Origin of the sequence: Streptomyces gottesmaniae, from assembly GCF_031845845.1 — a bacterium.
Taxonomy (GTDB): domain Bacteria; phylum Actinomycetota; class Actinomycetes; order Streptomycetales; family Streptomycetaceae; genus Streptomyces; species Streptomyces akebiae.
In genome coordinates this window covers 206,098-223,227 of sequence record NZ_JAVRFJ010000005.1, presented here as the reverse complement: position 1 = coordinate 223,227, position 17,130 = coordinate 206,098, and the positions used below count along the sequence as shown (strand labels likewise).

Genomic DNA, 17,130 nt, shown 5'->3' with positions numbered 1-17,130 from the left:
GCCTGTCCGGCCTGAGCCGCCCGACAGGCCCCGGAAGTCGTCAGCGGCCGTGCCGGCCACCGGTCGTCGCGCGGCGGCGGGCCGCGGCGAAGAGGAGGGAGGAACCGAGCGCCAGGACGGCCGCGCCGCCGAGGGCCAGATACGGGGTCATGCCGTCGCCACCGGTGTCGGCGAGTCCGTCCTTGCCGCCGGCGGGCTCCGCGAGGCCGCCGGAACCGGTCCCCTCCGCCGACTCGTCGCTCGTCGTCGACCTCGCGGTCGGCGACGCGCCGTCGGAGGCGGCCTCCACGGCCCCCCGGACCGACGTCTGCCCCGACGTCCGACCCGTCACCTTCGCCGATGGCGTCGGCGTCGGGTCCGTCGTCGTGCTCGCGTCGTCGTCGCCGTGGCCGCCGTGGCCGCCGTGCTCGACGGTCGACTCGTCCGCGCCCTCCTCGATCTGCTCCTCGGAGGGCGCGGACGCGCCGTCCCCGCCGGCACCGCTGCCACCGAACGAGACGTCCGAGCAGGAGTAGAACGCCTCCGGACTGTCCGAGCGCTGCCAGACCGCGTACAGCAGATGCCTGCCGGAGCGCTGCGGGAGGGTGCCGGAGAACCTGTAGAAGCCGCCGGACGCGGCCGGGTCGGTGGCCGTCGCCACCGGGTTCGCCAGGTCGAGGTCGTCCCAGGCGAGGGGGCGGGACGGGTCGTGGCCGCTCTTGGTGACGTACACCTGGAACGTCCCCCTGTGCGGGGCCGTCACCCGGTACGCGAAGGTGTACGACCCGGCGCGCACGCTCGTCGCCGGCCAGTCGGCGCGGGCCAGGTCGAGGCCCTGGAACGTCTCGTCGCCCGCGCCGCACAACTCGCCGTCCGGGATCAGCTCCCGGTGGCGGCCGGCCGCGTCGCCGATCCGTACGCCGTTCCAGTCGTAGAGCGCCTGGGTGCCGCCGGCCGCGACCGCCGCCCGGCAGGCCGCCGACCTCGGGTTCTCGGGGCCCTCCGCGTAGCACTGCGCCACCCGGCTCACCGGGTCGCCCAGCGAACCGTGCGCCACGGCCGGCCCGGCGGCCGACACGGTCAGGGCGAGCGGGGCGACACCGATCGCCCCCAGCGCACCGACCGCACTCATCGCACTGACGACACGCGCGGTGGCGGACGCGGTGGCGGACGCGGTGGTCCTGCGGCGGGCAGCGGGCATGACGGGGCACTCCTCGCAACGGTCCTGGACGGCTTCCGGGTGGATTCCGGATGCCGGGGGCGATCAGCAAGCTAGCCCCGAGGAACGGCGAAATCGCCTGCTGGGGGTGGGTGCGGAGGATTCTTATGGTGGCGTTAAGGACGGGCTAACCGAGGGCTCAGGAAAGGCTGTTGGGAAGCCTGTCGGGAAGCGTGCCGGAAGATCCGGTTCTTACCTCGGTGCGTGACACTGGGCCCGTTCTTGTCCGTCGTAGAGAGTCTTGGAGAAGGGAACCCGCGCATGAGCGCCGTACGCGGAACATCTGTGGACATCGCCACCGAGGACGGCACCGTCGACGCCTACTTCGTCCACCCCGACGACGACGCCGCGCATCCGGCGGTCCTGTTCTACATGGACGCGTTCGGGCTGCGGCCGCATCTGAGGGCGATGGCCGACCGGCTGGCCGGTGCCGGGTACGCGGTCCTCGTGCCCAACGTCTTCCACCGGTCGGGGCGGACCCCGGTGTTCGACCTGCCCGAGTTCATCGATCCGGCCGCGCGCCCGGAGATATGGGACCAGATCCTGCCGGTCATGCTGGCGCTGACGCCGGACCTCGCGCTACGCGACGCGGCGGCGTATCTGGGATGGCTCGCCGACGATCCGCGGGCCGCCGAGGGGCCCGTCGGGATCACCGGGTACTGCATGGGCGCCCGGCTGGCCCTGCACACCGCCGGTGCCTTTCCCGACCGGGTCGCCGCCGCGGCCGGCTTCCACGGGGGCCGCCTGGCGACCGACGACCCGGACAGCCCGCACCTGGCGGTGGCCCGGATCACCGGCGAGGTCTACCTGGGTCATGCCGACGAGGACCCGTCCCTCCCCCCGGAGCAGATCGACCTGCTGAACAAGACGCTCACCGAGGCCGGGGTCCGCCACCGCACCGAGGTCTACACGGGCGCCTCGCACGGCTACACCCAGGCCGACACCGCCGCGTACGACGCCGAGGCGACGGAACGCCACTGGACGGCCCTGCTGGACCTGCTGGACCGCACCCTGCGCTCAGGGGCCTGACCGGCCCCGTCGACGCCGACGGGGCCGTCCGCCCCGGCGCCCCTCGTCGGGGCGTCGGGGCGGGTCGCTGGAGTGGGTGGAGTCGGTGGACGCGCGTACGTGCGTACGGCTCGCGGCGGGAGCGCGAGGGCTCAGCCGTCCGGCCACCAGGTGCGCGCGATGTCCTTTCGCACTTCCCGGCGCTCGACGGGGCGTTCGTCGGCCTCGTCCCGCACCCGGCGGGACGAGGACTTCCTCAGGGGCTTCTGCACGGTCGTACGGCGCATGGCTGCCTCCTTGCGTCCACCGGGTTCCGCGTTTTCACGGAGGTAGACCTTTTCCGGGAGCGTTACTCATCGTTCGTGCTCTGTCAGTGGCGGCTGTCACCATCTGGACTGTCAGTGGCAGGTGTCACTCTGGCGGCATGACCAACATCGACGACGGCGAAACCTCCCCAGCCCTGCGAACACCGGGGAACCCGGCGGCAGATGACCCCTCGGGAGCGCTCGACTGGGACGCGCGAGCCCCCGCTTTCGACGACGAACCCGATCACGGCCTGCGGGAACCCGTCGTCCGGGAGGCCTGGGCGGCCCGGCTGCGGGACTGGCTGCCCGGGCGCCCCTCGGACGTGCTCGACCTCGGCTGCGGCACCGGCAGCCTGTCACTCCTCGCGACCGAACAGGGGCACCGGGTGACCGGAGTGGACTCCTCCCCGGCCATGGTCGCCCTGGCCCGTGCCAAGCTCGCCGGGCGCCCGGCCGTGTTCCTCGTCGGCGACGCGGCGGCGCCGCCCGTGGGGGAGGAGCGGTTCGACGTGATCCTCGTCCGCCATGTGCTGTGGACCCTGCCGGACCCGGGCCGTGTGCTGCGCCGCTGGTGCGGACTGCTGCGGCCCGGAGGCCGACTCGTGCTGGTCGAGGGGGTGTGGGGCACGGTCAGCCCGGTCGGCATACCCGCCGAGCGGCTGTACGGGATGCTCGCGCCCCTCGTGTCCCACGCGGAGCTGGTGCGGCTGGCGGACGACCCGCTGCTGTGGGGGAGGGAGGTCGAGGACGAGCGGTACGCGCTGGTGGCTCACCTCTGACCGCCCGCGGCGTCATCGGCCACGACGGCCCACGCACCGGTGCCGGCCACGACGGCCCACGCACCGGTGCCGGCTACGACAGCAGGGACTCCAGCCCGCCCTCGGTGGTGGCGAGCGCCTCCAGTGCGTCGAGGGCGGCGACGGCGGCCGCCGCGGCCTCCGGGTCGCTGCGCGCGAGCCCGCTCTCCTCGAACTCGTCCTCGTCCAGCCGCAGTACGGTCCCCCCGTCCCCGGACCGCCACAGGTCCAGGTCCAGGTCCTCGACGACGACCTCCCCACCGGAGACCGTGGCGGGCCTGGTGATGTCGCAGTACCAGCCCTTCAGCCCGCCCCGGGCATCCCGGACCTCCTTCACCGCGTACCACCGGTCGCGCCAGTAGTACTCGGTGAACACGTCACCGGGCTCGAAGCGTACGAAGCCGAAGTCCCGTACACCCTCGCTCGCCCAGTCGGCGCGCACCACGATCCGGGTGCCGTCGTCGCTCACCAGCCGCGCGGGGTAACGGATCTTCGTGCGTCCCGCCTTGAGCAGGACGACGTCCACCTCGTCCCCCTCCACGCCGGGATCAGCCGATTTCACGGACATACCGCACCTCCGTCGCACACACCTCGTACCCGAACCACTTGTTGACCGCGAGCATGGGGCCGTTGCCGGCGTCGTTGCCCGTGAACGCCTCCGCGTAGCCGGCGGCGCGGGCCCGGTGCAGGGAGTCGTTCTTGGCGAGCTTGGCGAGACCACGGCCGCGGAAGGCACGGGCGGTGCCCGTCATCGCGGTGAAATAGCGGTCCCGGCCGTCCGTGCGGACCGCGGTGAAGGCGGCCGGTGTGCCGTCCACGACGACCACCGTGCTCAGGGCGCGGTCCAGCAGAGGGTGGCGGTAGATCTCCTCGACCCAGTGCTCGTAGTCGTCCAACTCGGCCTCCACATCGCCCGGTTCGTCCGCCGTGGTCTCCGCGTCCAGGTCGAACAGGGGACGCGGGTCGTCGGCGAAGTCGGCGGCCGTACGCAGCTCCACGTCCTCGGGCGGGGAGTGCGACGGGGGGAGGGAGCCGTGGGCCAGGTCCAGGCGGAGGAAGTGCGCGGAGCGGCTCGGTGTGTAGCCGCGGCGCTCGGCGAACCCGCGGTTCTCCGGGGTGTCCAGCACCCAGGACAGCAGCCGCCGCGCGCCCACCGCCGCCAGCCGCTCCTCGGCGGTGCGCGCCAGCAGGGCACCCGCGCCCCGGCGCAGGTGCGCCGGGTGGACGTACACGTTGATGTCGCCCTGGCCCGGTACGGGGCTGTCGTGGGCGATGGACAGCTGTGCGGTGCCGATCACCTCGCCGTCCGCCTCGGCGACCAAGTGCTGGTGGTGGGCCTCGGGAGGCGCGAGCGTCGCGTCGTGGAGCAGGGACTCGGCGGTGCCGACCAGGAAGGGCAGGGCGCGCCGTCGTACGTCGGCGAAGGCCTCGGCGTCCGCCGGGTCGGCGGCGCGGAGGTCGCGCACGATCAATGTCATGTGTCCGCACGCTACGTGGGCGGCGCCGGGAGTCGCCTCCGATTTTCCGGCCGGTGCGGGACAATCGCCGCGTGACCTTGAACATTCGCATCGTGGAAGGGGGCGCACCCTATGAGCAGGTGCGCGCCCAGATCTCGGAACAGGCCCGCTCCGGCGCGCTGCCCGTGGGCTACCGGCTGCCGACCGTACGGGGGCTGGCCGAGCAGCTCGGGCTCGCGGCCAACACCGTCGCCAAGGCGTACCGGGCGCTGGAGACCGACGGGGTGATCGAGACGCGCGGGCGCAACGGGACGTTCGTGGCCGCCGCCGGGTCGGCCGCGGAGCGCGAGGCGGCGGTCGCCGCGGGGGCGTACGCGGAGAGGGCGCGCCGCCTCGGGCTGGGCGAGGCGGAGGCGTTGGCGGTGGCCCGGGACGCCCTGCGGGCCGCGTACGCGGAGTAGCACCCCGGGGCCGGGCCCGCGCCGGTGGCTCAGGTCCGCGCAGGCCGTCGCGGTTTCGGTGTGCGGGTCGGCCGCAGGCCCGCGCTCCGTGCCGCGTGCGCGAACGTCGTCGCGTCCCTCACCGCCGCCGCGTGGGGGTCGTTGTTGAAGTAGACGTAGGCGTCGGCGGTGGCGGGCCAGGTGTCGGCGACGCGGTGGGCCCACGTCGTCAGGGCTTGGCGGCCGTAGTGGGGCCAGGGGCGGGCCCGGCCCTGGTGCAGGCGGAGGTAGCACCAGTCGGTGGTGCGCCACAGGGGAGTGGCCGGGCGGGAACGGCTGTCGGCCCAGCACAGGGCCGCGCCGCGGGACTCCAGGACCTCGCGGACCTCGGGGGTCCACCACGAGTCGTGGCGGGGCTCGACCGCGATCCGGGTGCCGGAGGGGAAGCAGCCCAGGCAGGTGTCCAGCAGATCGGCGTCGGCCCTCAGCGTCGGGGGGAGCTGCAGCAGGACCGGGCCCAGACGGTCGCCCAACCCCTGCGCGTGGCTCATCAGGCGGTGCACCGGCTCCTCCGGGTCCCGCAGGCGCTTGATGTGGGTCAGGTACCGGCTCGCCTTCACCGCGACGACGAAGTCCGCCGGCACCCGGTCCCGCCACGCCTCGAAGTTCTCCCGCGTGGGCAGCCGGTAGAACGCGTTGTTCAGCTCGACCGTCGCGAAGTGCTCCGCGTACTCCTCCAGCCACAACCGGGTGGGGCAGCGCTCCGGGTAGAGGGCGCCCCGCCAGTCCTTGTACTGCCACCCCGACGTGCCGACGAACACGGTCATACATCCATGAAAACACCGAAGCGGGATCGCCTACAGGTACAGCCCCGCGTCCGCCCCGCCCCGCGGCTCCGGCACCGAGGTCGGTGACGTGCCGCGACGCAGCGCGTACAGCTCGGCCAGGGTCGCGCCCTCGCGGCCGACACCCTCGTCCGTGCCGAGCCAGCCCACCGCCTCCGCGCGGGTCAGCGCGCCCACCTCGATCCGCGCCAGACAGCGGCCGGGCCGGACCACGGCCGGGTGGAGGCGCTCCAGGTCCTCGTTGGTGGTGACGCCCACCAGGACGTTGCGGCCCTGACCGAGCAGGCCGTCCGTCAGGTTCAGCAGCCGGGAGAGCGCCTGGCCCGCCGTGTGCTTGGCCTCGCCCCGGATCAGCTCGTCGCAGTCCTCCAGCAGGAGCAGCCGCCAGCGGCCCTTGCCCGCCGCGTCCTCCTCGCCGATCGCGATGTCCATCAGATAGCCGACGTCGGAGAAGAGCCGCTCGGGGTCCAGGACGCAGTCGACCTGGCACCAGTCCCGCCAGGAACGCGCCAGCGTGCGCAGCGCGGAGGTCTTGCCGGTGCCGGGCGGGCCGTGCAGCAGCAGAAGACGGCCCGCGATGTCCTCCGGGGTCGTCTTCATCAGGCGGTCCATCGCGTCCGCCACCGGGGCCGTGTAGTTCGGCCGTACCTCCTCCCACGTGCCCGCCGAGATCTGCCGGGTCGTGCGGTGCGGGCCCCGGCGCGGCGAGACGTACCAGAAGCCCATCGTCACGTTCTCCGGCTGCGGCTCGGGTTCGTCGGCCGCGCCGTCGGTGGCCTGGCCGAGCACCTTCTCCGCCAGCTCGGCGGTGGTCGCGGTGACCGTGACGTCGGCGCCGCGGTTCCAGCGGGAGATCAGCACCGTCCAGCCGTCGCCCTCGGCGAGGGTCGCGCTGCGGTCGTCGTCCCGCGCGGCGCGCAGCACCCGGGCGCCCGGGGGCAACAGGGTGGCCCCGGACCGTACCCGGTCGATGTTCGCCGCGTGCGCGTACGGCTGCTCGCCCGTCGCGAAACGGCCGAGGAACAGCGCGTCGACGACGTCGGACGGGGAGTCGCTGTCGTCGACGTTGAGCCGGATCGGCAGTGCGTCGTGTGGGTTGGCAGACATGTCGCCATGATCCGTCACCGAGGGCTCCCCGTGCATCGGTTTTCCGTGGCGCGCCGGTGGTGTCCGTCCGTGAGCCGCCCGATTGCCCAGGAGTTCACCGGCGGAAGCTCCCCCGGCGCGGGTCCGCGCGGTTACTGTTGCCCATGATGGGACGTCATGGGTGGTATGCGGGGGACCGGCGGTGGCGGCTCACCGCGCTCGTCGGCGTGGGGGTGGCCGTGCTGGCCCTCGTCGTGACGCTGCTGCACACCCTCCCCGGGGACGGCAGCACCGCCGGCACCACGCCCGACGGCGACAAGGTGCACGGCACGCCCGCGACCCCGCCGGGGGACCTCGGACCCCGTGTGGGCTGGGGTTTCACCCACACCCAGTTCAGCGCGGACGAAGGCAGCGGGACGGCTGTCGAGCGCGTCGAGGAGCGGCTCGGTGAGCAGCCCCTGCCGCAGATCCAGCACATCATGGGCTGGGGCGCGGACAACCCCGAACCCGTCGAGGGGCGTTACGACTTCGAGGAGATGGACCGGCGCATCGACTTCGTCCGCGCCACCGGCGGCACCCCCGTCGTCACCCTGTGCTGCGCGCCCGACTGGATGAAGGGCGGAAGGTCCGGCGCCGACAGGACGGACTGGAGCCAGGCCGCGCTGGAGACCGCGCCCGAGCCCGAGCACTTCGCGGACTACGCCGCCCTCGCCGCCACCGTCGCCAAGCGCTACCCGGACGTACGGCACTTCATCGTGTGGAACGAGTTCAAGGGCTTCTGGAACGACGCGGAGGCCCGCTGGGACTACGAGGGATACACCGAGCTGTACAACCTCGTGCACAAGGCCCTGAAGCAGGTCGACGAGGACATCATGGTCGGCGGGCCCTATCTCGTCATGGACAGCCTCGATCCGCGGCAGGAGCAGAACGCGTCGACGTCGCTGAAGGGGCCGTGGGGCGCCCTGGACCAGCGGGTCCTCGACGCCTTCGACTACTGGAACGAGAACAAGGTCGGCGCGGACTTCGTGGTGGTGGACGGCTCCAGTTACACCAGGGACGACGAGCTGGTCCCCGACGAGTTCGCCGCGACCGACAAGTTCACGGCCGTGAGCCGGTGGGTGAGGGAGCGGTCCGGCGATCTGCCGCTGTGGTGGGCCGAGTACTACGTCGAGCCCGCCGACGGAGACGACAACCGGCACGGCTGGTCCGAGAACCGCCGGGTCGCCGTGCATGCCTCCGGGCTGATGGCGATGGCCAAGGGCGGTGCCACCTCGGGGTTCTACTGGAATCCGGAGGAGAGGACCGGGGAGTGCCCGGGGTGCCTGTGGACTCCGACCGACAAGAGCGACGGGGGCGAGGAGCTGCCCATGTACGGGTTGCTGTCCCGGTTCGGCGAGGAGTTCCCGCCGGGCACCCGGTACGAGACGGTGTCCGTCGCCGCCGATGACAAGCCCAACGTCCGCGTGCTCGCCGACGACGAGGCGGTGCTCGTCGTCAACACCCTCGACCGGAAGATCGGCGCGGACATCGACGGTCAGAAGTTCGACATGGCCGCCTACGAGGTGAAGTGGCTGAAGAGGTGAGCCTCACGACGCGCCCATGGTCAGGAAGCGCTGCACCAGTGATGCCAGCAGGAGCGCCAGCAGGGGCAGGCTGAACCAGAAGCTGCTCTGGAGCCACCGGAGTTGGCGGACACCGGGACGGACCGCCACGCGGACCATCTCGCGGACGCCCAGCAGCACGATCAGGGCGATCGCGGCCAGGCCGCCCACCACCGACCACGGGGTCCAGGTGACCTGGGGACCGATCGGGCCGGGATCGGGGTCCGGGGCCTTTCCGGGCTGGTCGCGCAGGGCGAAGATCGTGGCGTCCGGGTGGGAGAAGACCTGCTCGATGTCGGCGCGCCTGTCGAGGCTCTGGATGAGCCGGGAATCCCAGTTCCCGGAGTAACCGGCGTCCATCTGCAGGTTGGTGACCTGGCTGCGGTTGACGATCAGGAAGGAGTTGGCTCCCGCGTCCTTCAGCGCCTTGGCCACACCGGACACCAGGACCGGGTCGATCGGCGCGAGCGTCGGCACGTACTCGACCTTCTCCATGTCCCGGGCCCCCCACGGCATCGCGGGCGTGACGTTGTTCACCGGGTCGTCGCTGAGCCAGAGCAGCCGTACCGTCGGGTCGTCGTGGGCGTAGACGTACTCCATGGCGGCGACCTCGCCCGGGCGGACGCGCTCGAAGGGCTCGTTGCCCCAGCGGGCGACCAGGAAGCCGCCGATGAGGACGAGACCGGCCATGAGGGCGGCCAGCGGGGCGAGGCTCACCCGGTCCTTGTCGCGTTCCTCGGCGGTGACGCCGGTGCGCGGGAAGAGGGCGAGAGCCGCCAGCAGCGCGGCGCCCGGCAGCGCGAACATGAAGACCCGCAGGGCCATCTCACCGCCGTAGGACTGCATCCCGAAGCCCAGGAACGGCACGAACGTCAGGACGAGCAGGGAGCGTTCGCGGTACCTGTTCCCGCGGCGGCGCCAGAAGCCGTAGCAGGCGAGGAGCATGACCGAGCCGGCGAGCGCCACGCGCGCGTACAGCACGAGCTTGTGGGTCGAACTGCCCTCGCCGATGCGGCCGGAGACCGAGGACGTGACGTTCCCGCCCACACCGCCGACCCCGCCGAAGAGTTCGTCGAAGTGCCCCGACCAGTACGGCTCGGCGAGGAAGCCCACCCAGACGGCGACCAGCACGGCGAACAGGATGGGCAGACCGCGCAGTTCGCAGCGGCCGATCAGGACGAGGGCCGCGAGGACGCCCAGCATCACGAACGGGGTGAGCTGGTGGGCCGGGACCGTCGCCGCGTACAGCGCGATCAGGACCGCCAGGAGCACCGCGCGCTGCCGGCGGTCCGTCGGCTCCACCTCCGCCTCGCCGGGGCGCACCGTGCCCCACAGCATGTGCGGGGCACGGAACCAGACCAGGAGGATCGCGACGAAGACCAGGTAGAGGAGGTAGGTGAAGCCCTGCGGGGAGAAGTAGTCCTGGCCCACCCAGCCGCTCAGGACGAAGATCCAGACACCCGTCCACCGGGCGCGCCAGCTCGCCCGCATATGGCGGGCGAGGAGGAACATCGGGGCCAGGTACAGGAGTTGGATGGCCGTCGGCCACCAGCGGATGATCTCGGTGAAGTCGGTGACCCCGCAGGCCCGCGCGACGAACGCCGCCGCCGCGAAGAACCCCGGCCAGCTCCACCGGGCGTCCAGGTCGGGTACGGCCGAGCCGGTGCGGTCGATGTAGTCGATGAAGCCCAGGTGCTGCCAGGCGGTGGCGAACCGGGGTTCGGTCTCGATCACGGCCGGCAGCGCGTGCAGGGAGAAGACGGTGGCCAGGAGGGTGATCAGCAGCAGACCGCGGTGCTCCCGGGCCGGCCACAGCAGCGCGGCGAACACGACGGCCAGCAGGCCCGCCCCGATCAGCGTCGGCGTGGGCAGCACGGAGATCAGGCCGAGGCCGCCCATGCGGTCCAGGTCGGAGTCGTCCAGCGCCAGCGCGGGCACCCAGTAGAGCAGCAGCGCGCAGAGCAGCACGAAGCCGAGGACCAGCCCGGTGATCGTGGGGTGCGGGCGTTCGCGCAGGGGCACCCGAGGCGCGTCCTGGGCGGACGGCGCCTCCTCGGCCGGGGGTTTCACCGGCTCACGTACGGGCCTCTCCAGCTTCCCGGCCTCTCCTGCCGAGGCCGCTTCCCCCACGGCCTCTTCGAACGGGGCGTCCACCTCCGGGACCCGCGCGGGGCCCGGGGAGGACTCCGAACCCGGCTCACGGTCCTCCACCGGCAGGCCCGGCGTGGACGGAGGCCTCAGCGGACGGGTCGGCCGGTCCTGGGCCCAGGCCGGCCGGTGGTCCCCCCGGGGCACCGCGGTTCCGGTGGGCGGGGTGCCGGGGCCGGGCCGTACGTCCGGGCGGCGCTCCAGATGGTCGAAGTCGACATGGATGCCGAGGGCGAGGGTGTCGGAGTCCAGGCGCCCGGACCAGGCGCCGCCCTGCCTCTTCGCGGCCGAGGCCACCCGGCCCAGGTCGGCGAGATCGCCGTCGGGTGCCGCGTCCGCCGGTACCTCCGCGGGCCCGGCGCCGCGCAGGATCCGGTACAGCCGTGGCGCGGCGATCAGCACGATCACCGCCAGGCTGGAGATCTCGGCGACGCCGGCGCCGGTCAGCCCCATCCGCGGCAGCAGGACCAGGGTCAGGCCGAGGACCAGGGCGCACAGCAGGCCCTGCAGCCAGGCGAGTCCGGCGGTGCGGCTCTGGGCGCGCAGCACCGCGAAGTACGTCTCCATGACTACCCGCAGGACCGCGCCGACCGCGAACCAGCGCAGCAGCGGGGTCGCCGCGTCCGCGTAGCCCTGCCCGAAGACGGCCAGGATCCAGGGCGCCCCGAAGAACAGCACCGCGCACACCGGCAGCATGATCCGGGCCATCCGCCTCAGCGCGGCCCGGGTGTTGGCGGCCAGGCGTGCCGGGTCGTGGGCGCCCTCGACGGTCAGTGAGGCGCCCATGTTGATGGCGAGCAGATTGACCGTGCCGCCGATGGTGGTGGTGATGTAGAAGTACGCGTTGTCGGCGGAGCCGACCTGGGCGGCGACGATCACCGGGACCAGATAGACCACCGCGAGCGAGAAGAGGGAGCCCGTGTAGTCACCGGCCAGGAAGCGGCCGATCTCCCGCAGCGACGGCGGGTGCGTGTGGCCCTCGGTGGCCCGCACATGCCGCGGGATCAGCCGCCGGAACACCAGCCAGCCCAGCGGCAGCACCGACATCGCGATCGCCGCGACCCAGGAGACGAAGACGCCCATGGTCGGGACGGCGGCGGCGAACACCACGAGGAGCACCAGCTTCACCGCCGAGAACACGGTGTTGCCGACCGGCACCCACACCGCGCTGCGCAGCCCGGTGAGCACCCCGTCCTGGAGCGTCAGCGTCGACCAGGCGACCACCGCGAGCACGAAGAACACGGCGTAGAGCGGATCGTGCAGAAAGCTGTACGACGAACCCCACAGACCCAGCGTCAGCAGGAACACGCCCGCCGCCAGCGCCACGATCACCGCACTGCCCGCGTACGTGCGGAAGATCAGCCGTCCGGTGCCCGGCCCCGCGACCGGGATGAACCGGGCCAGGGCACCGGTCAGCGTCAGCGCGGTGAGCCCGGCGAGGAGCTTCATCGCGGCGATCGCGGCGGAGCCCTGACCGACCGAGGCCTCGGTGTAGTAGCGGGCGGCGGCCAGCCAGAAGCCGAGGCCGAGCACGGCCGAGATGCCGGTGTTCAGCATCAGGGCGTAGGCGTTGCGGAACAGCTGGTCGCCCCCCGCCCCCTTGCGCAGCCCGGGCAGGCGCAGCCCGCGGCCGGCCCCGGGACCGGGCTCGGCCGCCTCGGTCGTGGTGTTCTCGGCCTCGTGAGCCGTGGTGGTCGTCGTGTCAGACACGGGAACGGATGGCCTTCCGGACCTGTCGTGCTCTTCGGACCATGGCGTACCCCTTGGTGAGGGCACGGTCCCGGGCGAAGTCGCGGGCGAGCGCGCGGCCTTCGACGAGTCGCTCGAACTCCGCGATGCCCGTGGAGTGCCGCACGGTGACCCGCCGCAACGCGTACGGCCCCTGCGCGCGCCGGGCCAGCGCGTTGCCGACCGCGAGCGACTGGGCGAACCCTGTCTCCCGCACCGCGACGCGCACCCGGCGGCTGGAGTAGCCGTACGGGTAGGCGAACGAGACGGGCCGGGTGCCCAGTTCGTCGGCGACGATCTGGCGGCAGCGCCGCAGCTCGAACCGGAGCCGGTCGTCGTCCAGCATGTCGAGCTGCGGGTGGGTGTGGCTGTGCCCGCCGATCTCCACGCCGTTGTCGGCGAGCTCGCGGACCTGGTCCCAGCCGAGCATGGTGTCGAGGGCCCCGCCGTTGTCGTGGGGGCCCTCGATCCAGCCCGTGGTGACGAACAGCGAGGCCGCGAAGCCGTGCTTGGCGAGGACGGGCAGGGCATGCCGGTGCACGCCCGCGTAGCCGTCGTCGAAGGTGATCAGCACGGGCCGGGCGGGGAGCGGACGGCCGAGCCGCCAACCCGCCGCCAGGGCCGCGGTGTCCACCGGGGTGAGGCCCAGGTCGTCGATGAGCGCCATCTGTGCCGCGAAGGCCTCCGGCGTCACCGACAGGTCCCTGGTGGCGTCGTTCGGCGCGGCGGACACCGCGTGGTACATCAGGATCGGCACGGCCGCTGTCGCGGCCCTCGCCGTCCCCGTCGTCTCCGTCATGACGAGTCCCCCTCGCCCCCCTTGCCGACCGGGCCGCCCGGAATCCCGCCGACCGAGAACGTGACCTCGCCCCTGCGGGCCCGGACGCTCCCGACAACGTACCCTCCGGCCGCCGCCGCCACCCCCACGGCGATCGCGCCCGCACGTCCCGCGCCCCCCGTGCGGCCGAGCAGTGCGTCCCGCAGCCCGCGCGCCACCCCGGCGGGCAGCACCCGGGTGGTGTACCGGCGCTCCGACTCCAGCCCCTTGCCCGCGCCCACGCTCCGCGCCACCAGCGCCTTCGACAGGCCTTCGGCGTAGGTGCGCGCCCGGAAGTACCCGAACCGTTCCCGCGCGTCGGGCACCCGGTGGTGGATCACCGCCCGGTCGTCGAGCAGCAGCACCGCCTCCGGCCGGGCCCGGGAGAGCCGGATGCACAGCTCCGTCTCCTCGCAGCCCAGCGGGCGCTTGTCCCCGTCACGGCCGATACCGGTGGCGAAGCCCCCGGCCGCGTCGAAGGCGCTGCGGCGGAACGAGGCGTTGCCGCCGAGGACGTTGCGGACCTCGGCGACACCACCGGGCAGCCCCTTGTAGGCGCAGCCCACCACCCAGTCGAACTCCTCGGGGAACCAGGCCGGGCGGCGGCCGGACGCCCACACGGGCACCGTACGGCCGCCGACGGCCATGACCCGGGGGTCGGCGTACCCCTCGACGAAGTAGCGCAGCCAGTCGCGCTCGGCGACGGCGTCGTCGTCGAGGAAGGCGATGATCTCCCCGTACGACGCGGCGATGCCCGTGTTGCGGCCCGCGGACAGCCCGCGGGGGCCCGCGTTGGCCAGCACCCGGACCTCGCCGCTCTCCTGATGCTCTTTGTACTCCCTGGTGAGACGCTCGAGGAGGGCCGGGTTGTGGTCCACCACCAGGAGCGTCTCCAGGGCCGGCCGGGACTGGGCGCGCACCGAGGAGACCGCCGCGAGGATGTCCTCCCAGCGGTCCTCGGTGTACACGCAGATCACGACCGAGACGGTCGGCTCGTTCAAGACGACTCTCCCCGCCCGGCGGTGAGCGTCGTCGCGTGCGAACGGCGGCGCAGGGCACGCCGGTTGGAGCGCTCCTTCAGGATCACCTTCAGCACCCGCAGTCCGTCGCGCACGGCCCGCAGATTGCTCGCGCCGTGGATGCGCAGGTACTCGTGGCTGGGGATCTCCTGCACCTTCAGGCCCGCCTTGACGACCCGGATGTTCATCAGGGTCTCCACCTCGAAACCGGTGCAGTCGAGGTCGATCTCGTCGAGGCAGTGCCGCCAGAACGCGTTGTAGCCGTAGCACAGGTCGGTGTAGCGGGCGCCGAACTTGCGGTTCACGGTGGTGCACAGCGCCCAGTTGCCGAGCTTGCGGATCAGGGTCATGTCGTCGGTGCCGCCGCCGTTGGCGAAGCGGGAGCCCTTGGCGAAGTCGGCGCCCGAGACGAGGGCGGAGACGTACGAGACGATCTCGTGGCCGTCGGCCGAGCCGTCCGCGTCGACCATCACGATGATGTCGCCGGTGCACGCCTCGAAGCCGGTGATCAGGGCGTCCCCCTTGCCCTTGCCCTGCTGCGGCACGACCTTGACGTCCGGCCACAGTTCCCGGGCCACCGCGACGGTGTCGTCGGTGGAGTTGCCGTCGACCAGGACCACCTCGTGGATCCAGCCCGGCAGCGTCTTGAACACGTACGGAAGGTTCTCCGCCTCGTTCATGGCGGGGATCACCACACTCACCGGCGGCGCGATGGCCAGGTGGTCGGAGATCGGCCGGTACGTGACCGGTTCGGGTATCGCCGGGCGCAGAACTGAGCTCATGAGTCTGGTCCCTCTCGTCCGGTGAACCACCCGCCCCTGGGTGGTTCGGAATGTTGTCCGGTTCGAAAGGGGGGTTCTCACTTACGGCATGGCGAAGTCGATCTCCGTGCATGCCGGGTGAGCTGGCAAAGCCGGCCGACTGTCGCGACTCGGCAGTCGGTCGCGCGGCACGACTCGGTAAACGGTGCGGTCACCGAGCACGGCACCCCCCTACCGCGCCCCGCGCCGGGACCGCCGCGCTCCTTGAGCCCTCCCCTAGGAGCATGTACCGACGGACCGATGCGGGTTTATTTACAACGATGCAAGACGGTATTGATGATTGAGACCATATGGCAAGACCTCTTACGAGGTCTCACTTTTTTGTTGTTGTGTCCGTTACCTGACCTCCCGACCGGAATTTCCCCATCCGCTTCAGCAATTTATCGGCAGGTTCGAACAGTTCCGGCCGCGCCAGCACCGTGTTCCGCACAGCGCGGACCGGTGCCCGTCGTGCCCGGTGCCCGAGCGCCACCGGATGGCGCCGGGTGACCCACCCCTCCGACACGGAGATCTCCCGGGTCTTCAGGGAATCCTTGTACTGCTTCTGCCCCCGGCCCAGATCCAGGTAGGCGATGCCGTCGGCGGCGCCCTCCTCGGCCATGTGCAGATGCAGGAGCAGGCCTGGCGAGAACTTCGCGAACGCCGGGTCGTAAGCCGGGAACCAGCATGTCAGCACTCGCTCGGAGCGCAGTCCGAAATGAGCCGCGGCCGGCTTGCCGTCCGCGTACAGCACGGACAGCTGGCCGGCGAAGGAGTCGGTGCGGGTGTGGAAGAGCTGGTGCACGAGCCGGGTGATCCACGGGTGCGCGAAGCGGTCGCTGCGGCCCGTCCTGCGGTACTGCGCCGACTTCCAGGCCATCAGGGTGCGCAGGACCCCCGGGTCGCGCTCGTCGTGCACATAGCGCACCTCGCCCACCGCGCGGCCGAGCCTGCGCTCCTTGGCGAACGTCGAGCGGACGAACTTCGGCGAGCCGGCCCGCAGCCGGCCGAGATAGGCCTCGTAGCCCTGCTCCAGGTCCATGACCGGGGACGGGAACGTGCCCGTCACATGGGCCGCGAACGGCGTCTGGCCCTCCGCCAGATGGTCGAACTCCCACACCGCGAGCCCACAGGCCCGCAGCAGCTCCTCGGCGTCCCAGGTGAAGCCCGGCCGGTGGACCACGCCCTGGCAGTCGGAGAGGCCGAGACCGACGGCTCTGCCCACCCCGACGGTGGATCTCTGGTACGGGAAGAAGGCCGCCGGCTCACCGCCCTCCCGCACGACCGCGATCCGCACGCCGCGGCGGCAGCGGCCCACCGCGAGCGCGAACTCCGGGGACAGGAAGGGGTTCGCCAGCTCGGGAGCGCCGTGCAGATGGGCCTTCGACTGCAGAGCGGTCCAGGCCGCCCGGTCCGCGGCGGTCAGCTCGCCGGGGCGGTACACACTGATGTCCACGTCTCAGGTCCGTCTTCTCTCCGTACGGGCACCGAGGCGCCGTACCAGACTCGGCAGGATGACGAGCGAGCTGATCACGGTCACGGCCGTGATCCCACGGGTCACCGACCACGAGTGGGTGGCGATCATGCCCTGGGCGACGAGGAGGTTCACCGCGATCGCGCCCGCGAGGGACGTCACGACCCGGCCGAACGGCTCCAGTCCGCGCAGCACGGCCCCGATGGCGGCTCCTGGCGCGACGAGGAGGAAGAACAGGGTGAACGGGCCGCGCAGCACCGAGTCGGTGTCGGCGAACGCGAGCACCGCGCCGACCCCCGCCACGGCCGCGGCCACGCCCGCCAGCAGCGGTCCGCCGCTGCTTGACAACGATGGCTTGATACCCAAGGTCTGCATTGGCGACTTTGCCCCCTGAAGCGCCGGATGCC

The 17,130-nt window shown here is 72.3% G+C and carries 16 protein-coding genes; 4 read left to right on the top strand and 12 right to left on the bottom strand.

Going from position 1 to position 17,130, the window contains the following annotated elements:
• Window positions 1-40: 40 nt before the first annotated feature.
• Entirely contained in the window at window positions 41-1,180 is a 1,140-nt protein-coding gene (locus RM704_RS08440; RefSeq protein WP_033531563.1) for a lytic polysaccharide monooxygenase, read from the bottom strand.
• Between the two features lie 279 nt (window positions 1,181-1,459).
• Between RM704_RS08440 and RM704_RS08435 the strand changes: the two genes are divergently transcribed.
• On the top strand, window positions 1,460-2,227 hold the full coding sequence (locus RM704_RS08435; RefSeq protein WP_033531564.1) for a dienelactone hydrolase family protein: 768 nt from the start codon (window positions 1,460-1,462) through the stop codon (window positions 2,225-2,227).
• Window positions 2,228-2,358: 131 nt separating this feature from the next.
• Here RM704_RS08435 and RM704_RS08430 read toward each other — a convergent pair whose 3' ends face one another.
• A complete protein-coding gene (locus RM704_RS08430; protein ID WP_086785113.1) occupies window positions 2,359-2,493 on the bottom strand; it encodes a hypothetical protein in 135 nt (44 codons plus the stop codon).
• Between the two features lie 137 nt (window positions 2,494-2,630).
• On the opposite strand from RM704_RS08430, the gene RM704_RS08425 reads away from it, so the two are divergent.
• Entirely contained in the window at window positions 2,631-3,290 is a 660-nt protein-coding gene (locus RM704_RS08425) for a class I SAM-dependent methyltransferase (RefSeq protein ID WP_033531565.1), read from the top strand.
• A gap of 73 nt (window positions 3,291-3,363) precedes the next feature.
• Here RM704_RS08425 and RM704_RS08420 read toward each other — a convergent pair whose 3' ends face one another.
• Both RM704_RS08420 and RM704_RS08415 read right to left on the bottom strand, forming a co-directional pair.
• Complete coding sequence (locus RM704_RS08420) at window positions 3,364-3,876, bottom strand: ribonuclease FAU-1 family protein (RefSeq protein WP_052146477.1); 513 nt, start codon at window positions 3,874-3,876, stop codon at window positions 3,364-3,366.
• A complete protein-coding gene (locus RM704_RS08415) occupies window positions 3,857-4,786 on the bottom strand; it encodes a GNAT family N-acetyltransferase (RefSeq protein ID WP_033531566.1) in 930 nt (309 codons plus the stop codon). The genes RM704_RS08420 and RM704_RS08415 overlap by 20 nt, the downstream gene beginning before the upstream one ends.
• A gap of 71 nt (window positions 4,787-4,857) precedes the next feature.
• Here RM704_RS08415 and RM704_RS08410 point away from each other — a divergent pair, with 71 nt between their 5' ends.
• Window positions 4,858-5,226 (top strand): GntR family transcriptional regulator, encoded by a 369-nt coding sequence (locus tag RM704_RS08410; protein WP_033531567.1) that lies wholly within the window; start codon window positions 4,858-4,860, stop codon window positions 5,224-5,226.
• 29 nt (window positions 5,227-5,255) lie between these two features.
• Here RM704_RS08410 and RM704_RS08405 read toward each other — a convergent pair whose 3' ends face one another.
• Together RM704_RS08405 and RM704_RS08400 are read right to left on the bottom strand one after the other, a co-directional pair.
• Window positions 5,256-6,032, bottom strand: a complete 777-nt coding sequence (locus tag RM704_RS08405) for a DUF72 domain-containing protein (RefSeq protein WP_033531568.1) — start codon at window positions 6,030-6,032, stop codon at window positions 5,256-5,258.
• Between the two features lie 30 nt (window positions 6,033-6,062).
• Window positions 6,063-7,157: a DUF5925 domain-containing protein gene (locus tag RM704_RS08400; RefSeq protein WP_033531732.1), complete on the bottom strand. Its 1,095-nt coding sequence runs from the start codon at window positions 7,155-7,157 to the stop codon at window positions 6,063-6,065.
• A gap of 146 nt (window positions 7,158-7,303) precedes the next feature.
• On the opposite strand from RM704_RS08400, the gene RM704_RS08395 reads away from it, so the two are divergent.
• Window positions 7,304-8,719 (top strand): GH39 family glycosyl hydrolase, encoded by a 1,416-nt coding sequence (locus RM704_RS08395; protein WP_033531733.1) that lies wholly within the window; start codon window positions 7,304-7,306, stop codon window positions 8,717-8,719.
• A gap of 3 nt (window positions 8,720-8,722) precedes the next feature.
• Here RM704_RS08395 and RM704_RS08390 read toward each other — a convergent pair whose 3' ends face one another.
• The 6 genes from RM704_RS08390 to RM704_RS08365 all read right to left on the bottom strand — a co-directional run bounded on the left by RM704_RS08390 (window position 8,723) and on the right by RM704_RS08365 (window position 17,071).
• On the bottom strand, window positions 8,723-12,595 hold the full coding sequence (locus RM704_RS08390) for a lipopolysaccharide biosynthesis protein (RefSeq protein WP_033531569.1): 3,873 nt from the start codon (window positions 12,593-12,595) through the stop codon (window positions 8,723-8,725).
• Window positions 12,588-13,412, bottom strand: coding sequence for a polysaccharide deacetylase family protein (locus RM704_RS08385; RefSeq protein ID WP_192829833.1), 825 nt, complete (start codon window positions 13,410-13,412; stop codon window positions 12,588-12,590). The genes RM704_RS08390 and RM704_RS08385 overlap by 8 nt, the downstream gene beginning before the upstream one ends.
• Window positions 13,409-14,431 (bottom strand): glycosyltransferase family 2 protein, encoded by a 1,023-nt coding sequence (locus RM704_RS08380; RefSeq protein ID WP_033531571.1) that lies wholly within the window; start codon window positions 14,429-14,431, stop codon window positions 13,409-13,411. The genes RM704_RS08385 and RM704_RS08380 overlap by 4 nt, the downstream gene beginning before the upstream one ends.
• Entirely contained in the window at window positions 14,428-15,231 is an 804-nt protein-coding gene (locus RM704_RS08375) for a glycosyltransferase family 2 protein (RefSeq protein WP_033531572.1), read from the bottom strand. The genes RM704_RS08380 and RM704_RS08375 overlap by 4 nt, the downstream gene beginning before the upstream one ends.
• A 352-nt stretch (window positions 15,232-15,583) precedes the next feature.
• The gene (locus tag RM704_RS08370; protein ID WP_033531573.1) at window positions 15,584-16,705 is read right to left on the bottom strand and encodes a GNAT family N-acetyltransferase; all 1,122 of its coding nucleotides are present in this window, start codon (window positions 16,703-16,705) and stop codon (window positions 15,584-15,586) included.
• A gap of 3 nt (window positions 16,706-16,708) precedes the next feature.
• The gene (locus tag RM704_RS08365; protein WP_311590381.1) at window positions 16,709-17,071 is read right to left on the bottom strand and encodes a hypothetical protein; all 363 of its coding nucleotides are present in this window, start codon (window positions 17,069-17,071) and stop codon (window positions 16,709-16,711) included.
• Window positions 17,072-17,130: the final 59 nt, after the last annotated feature.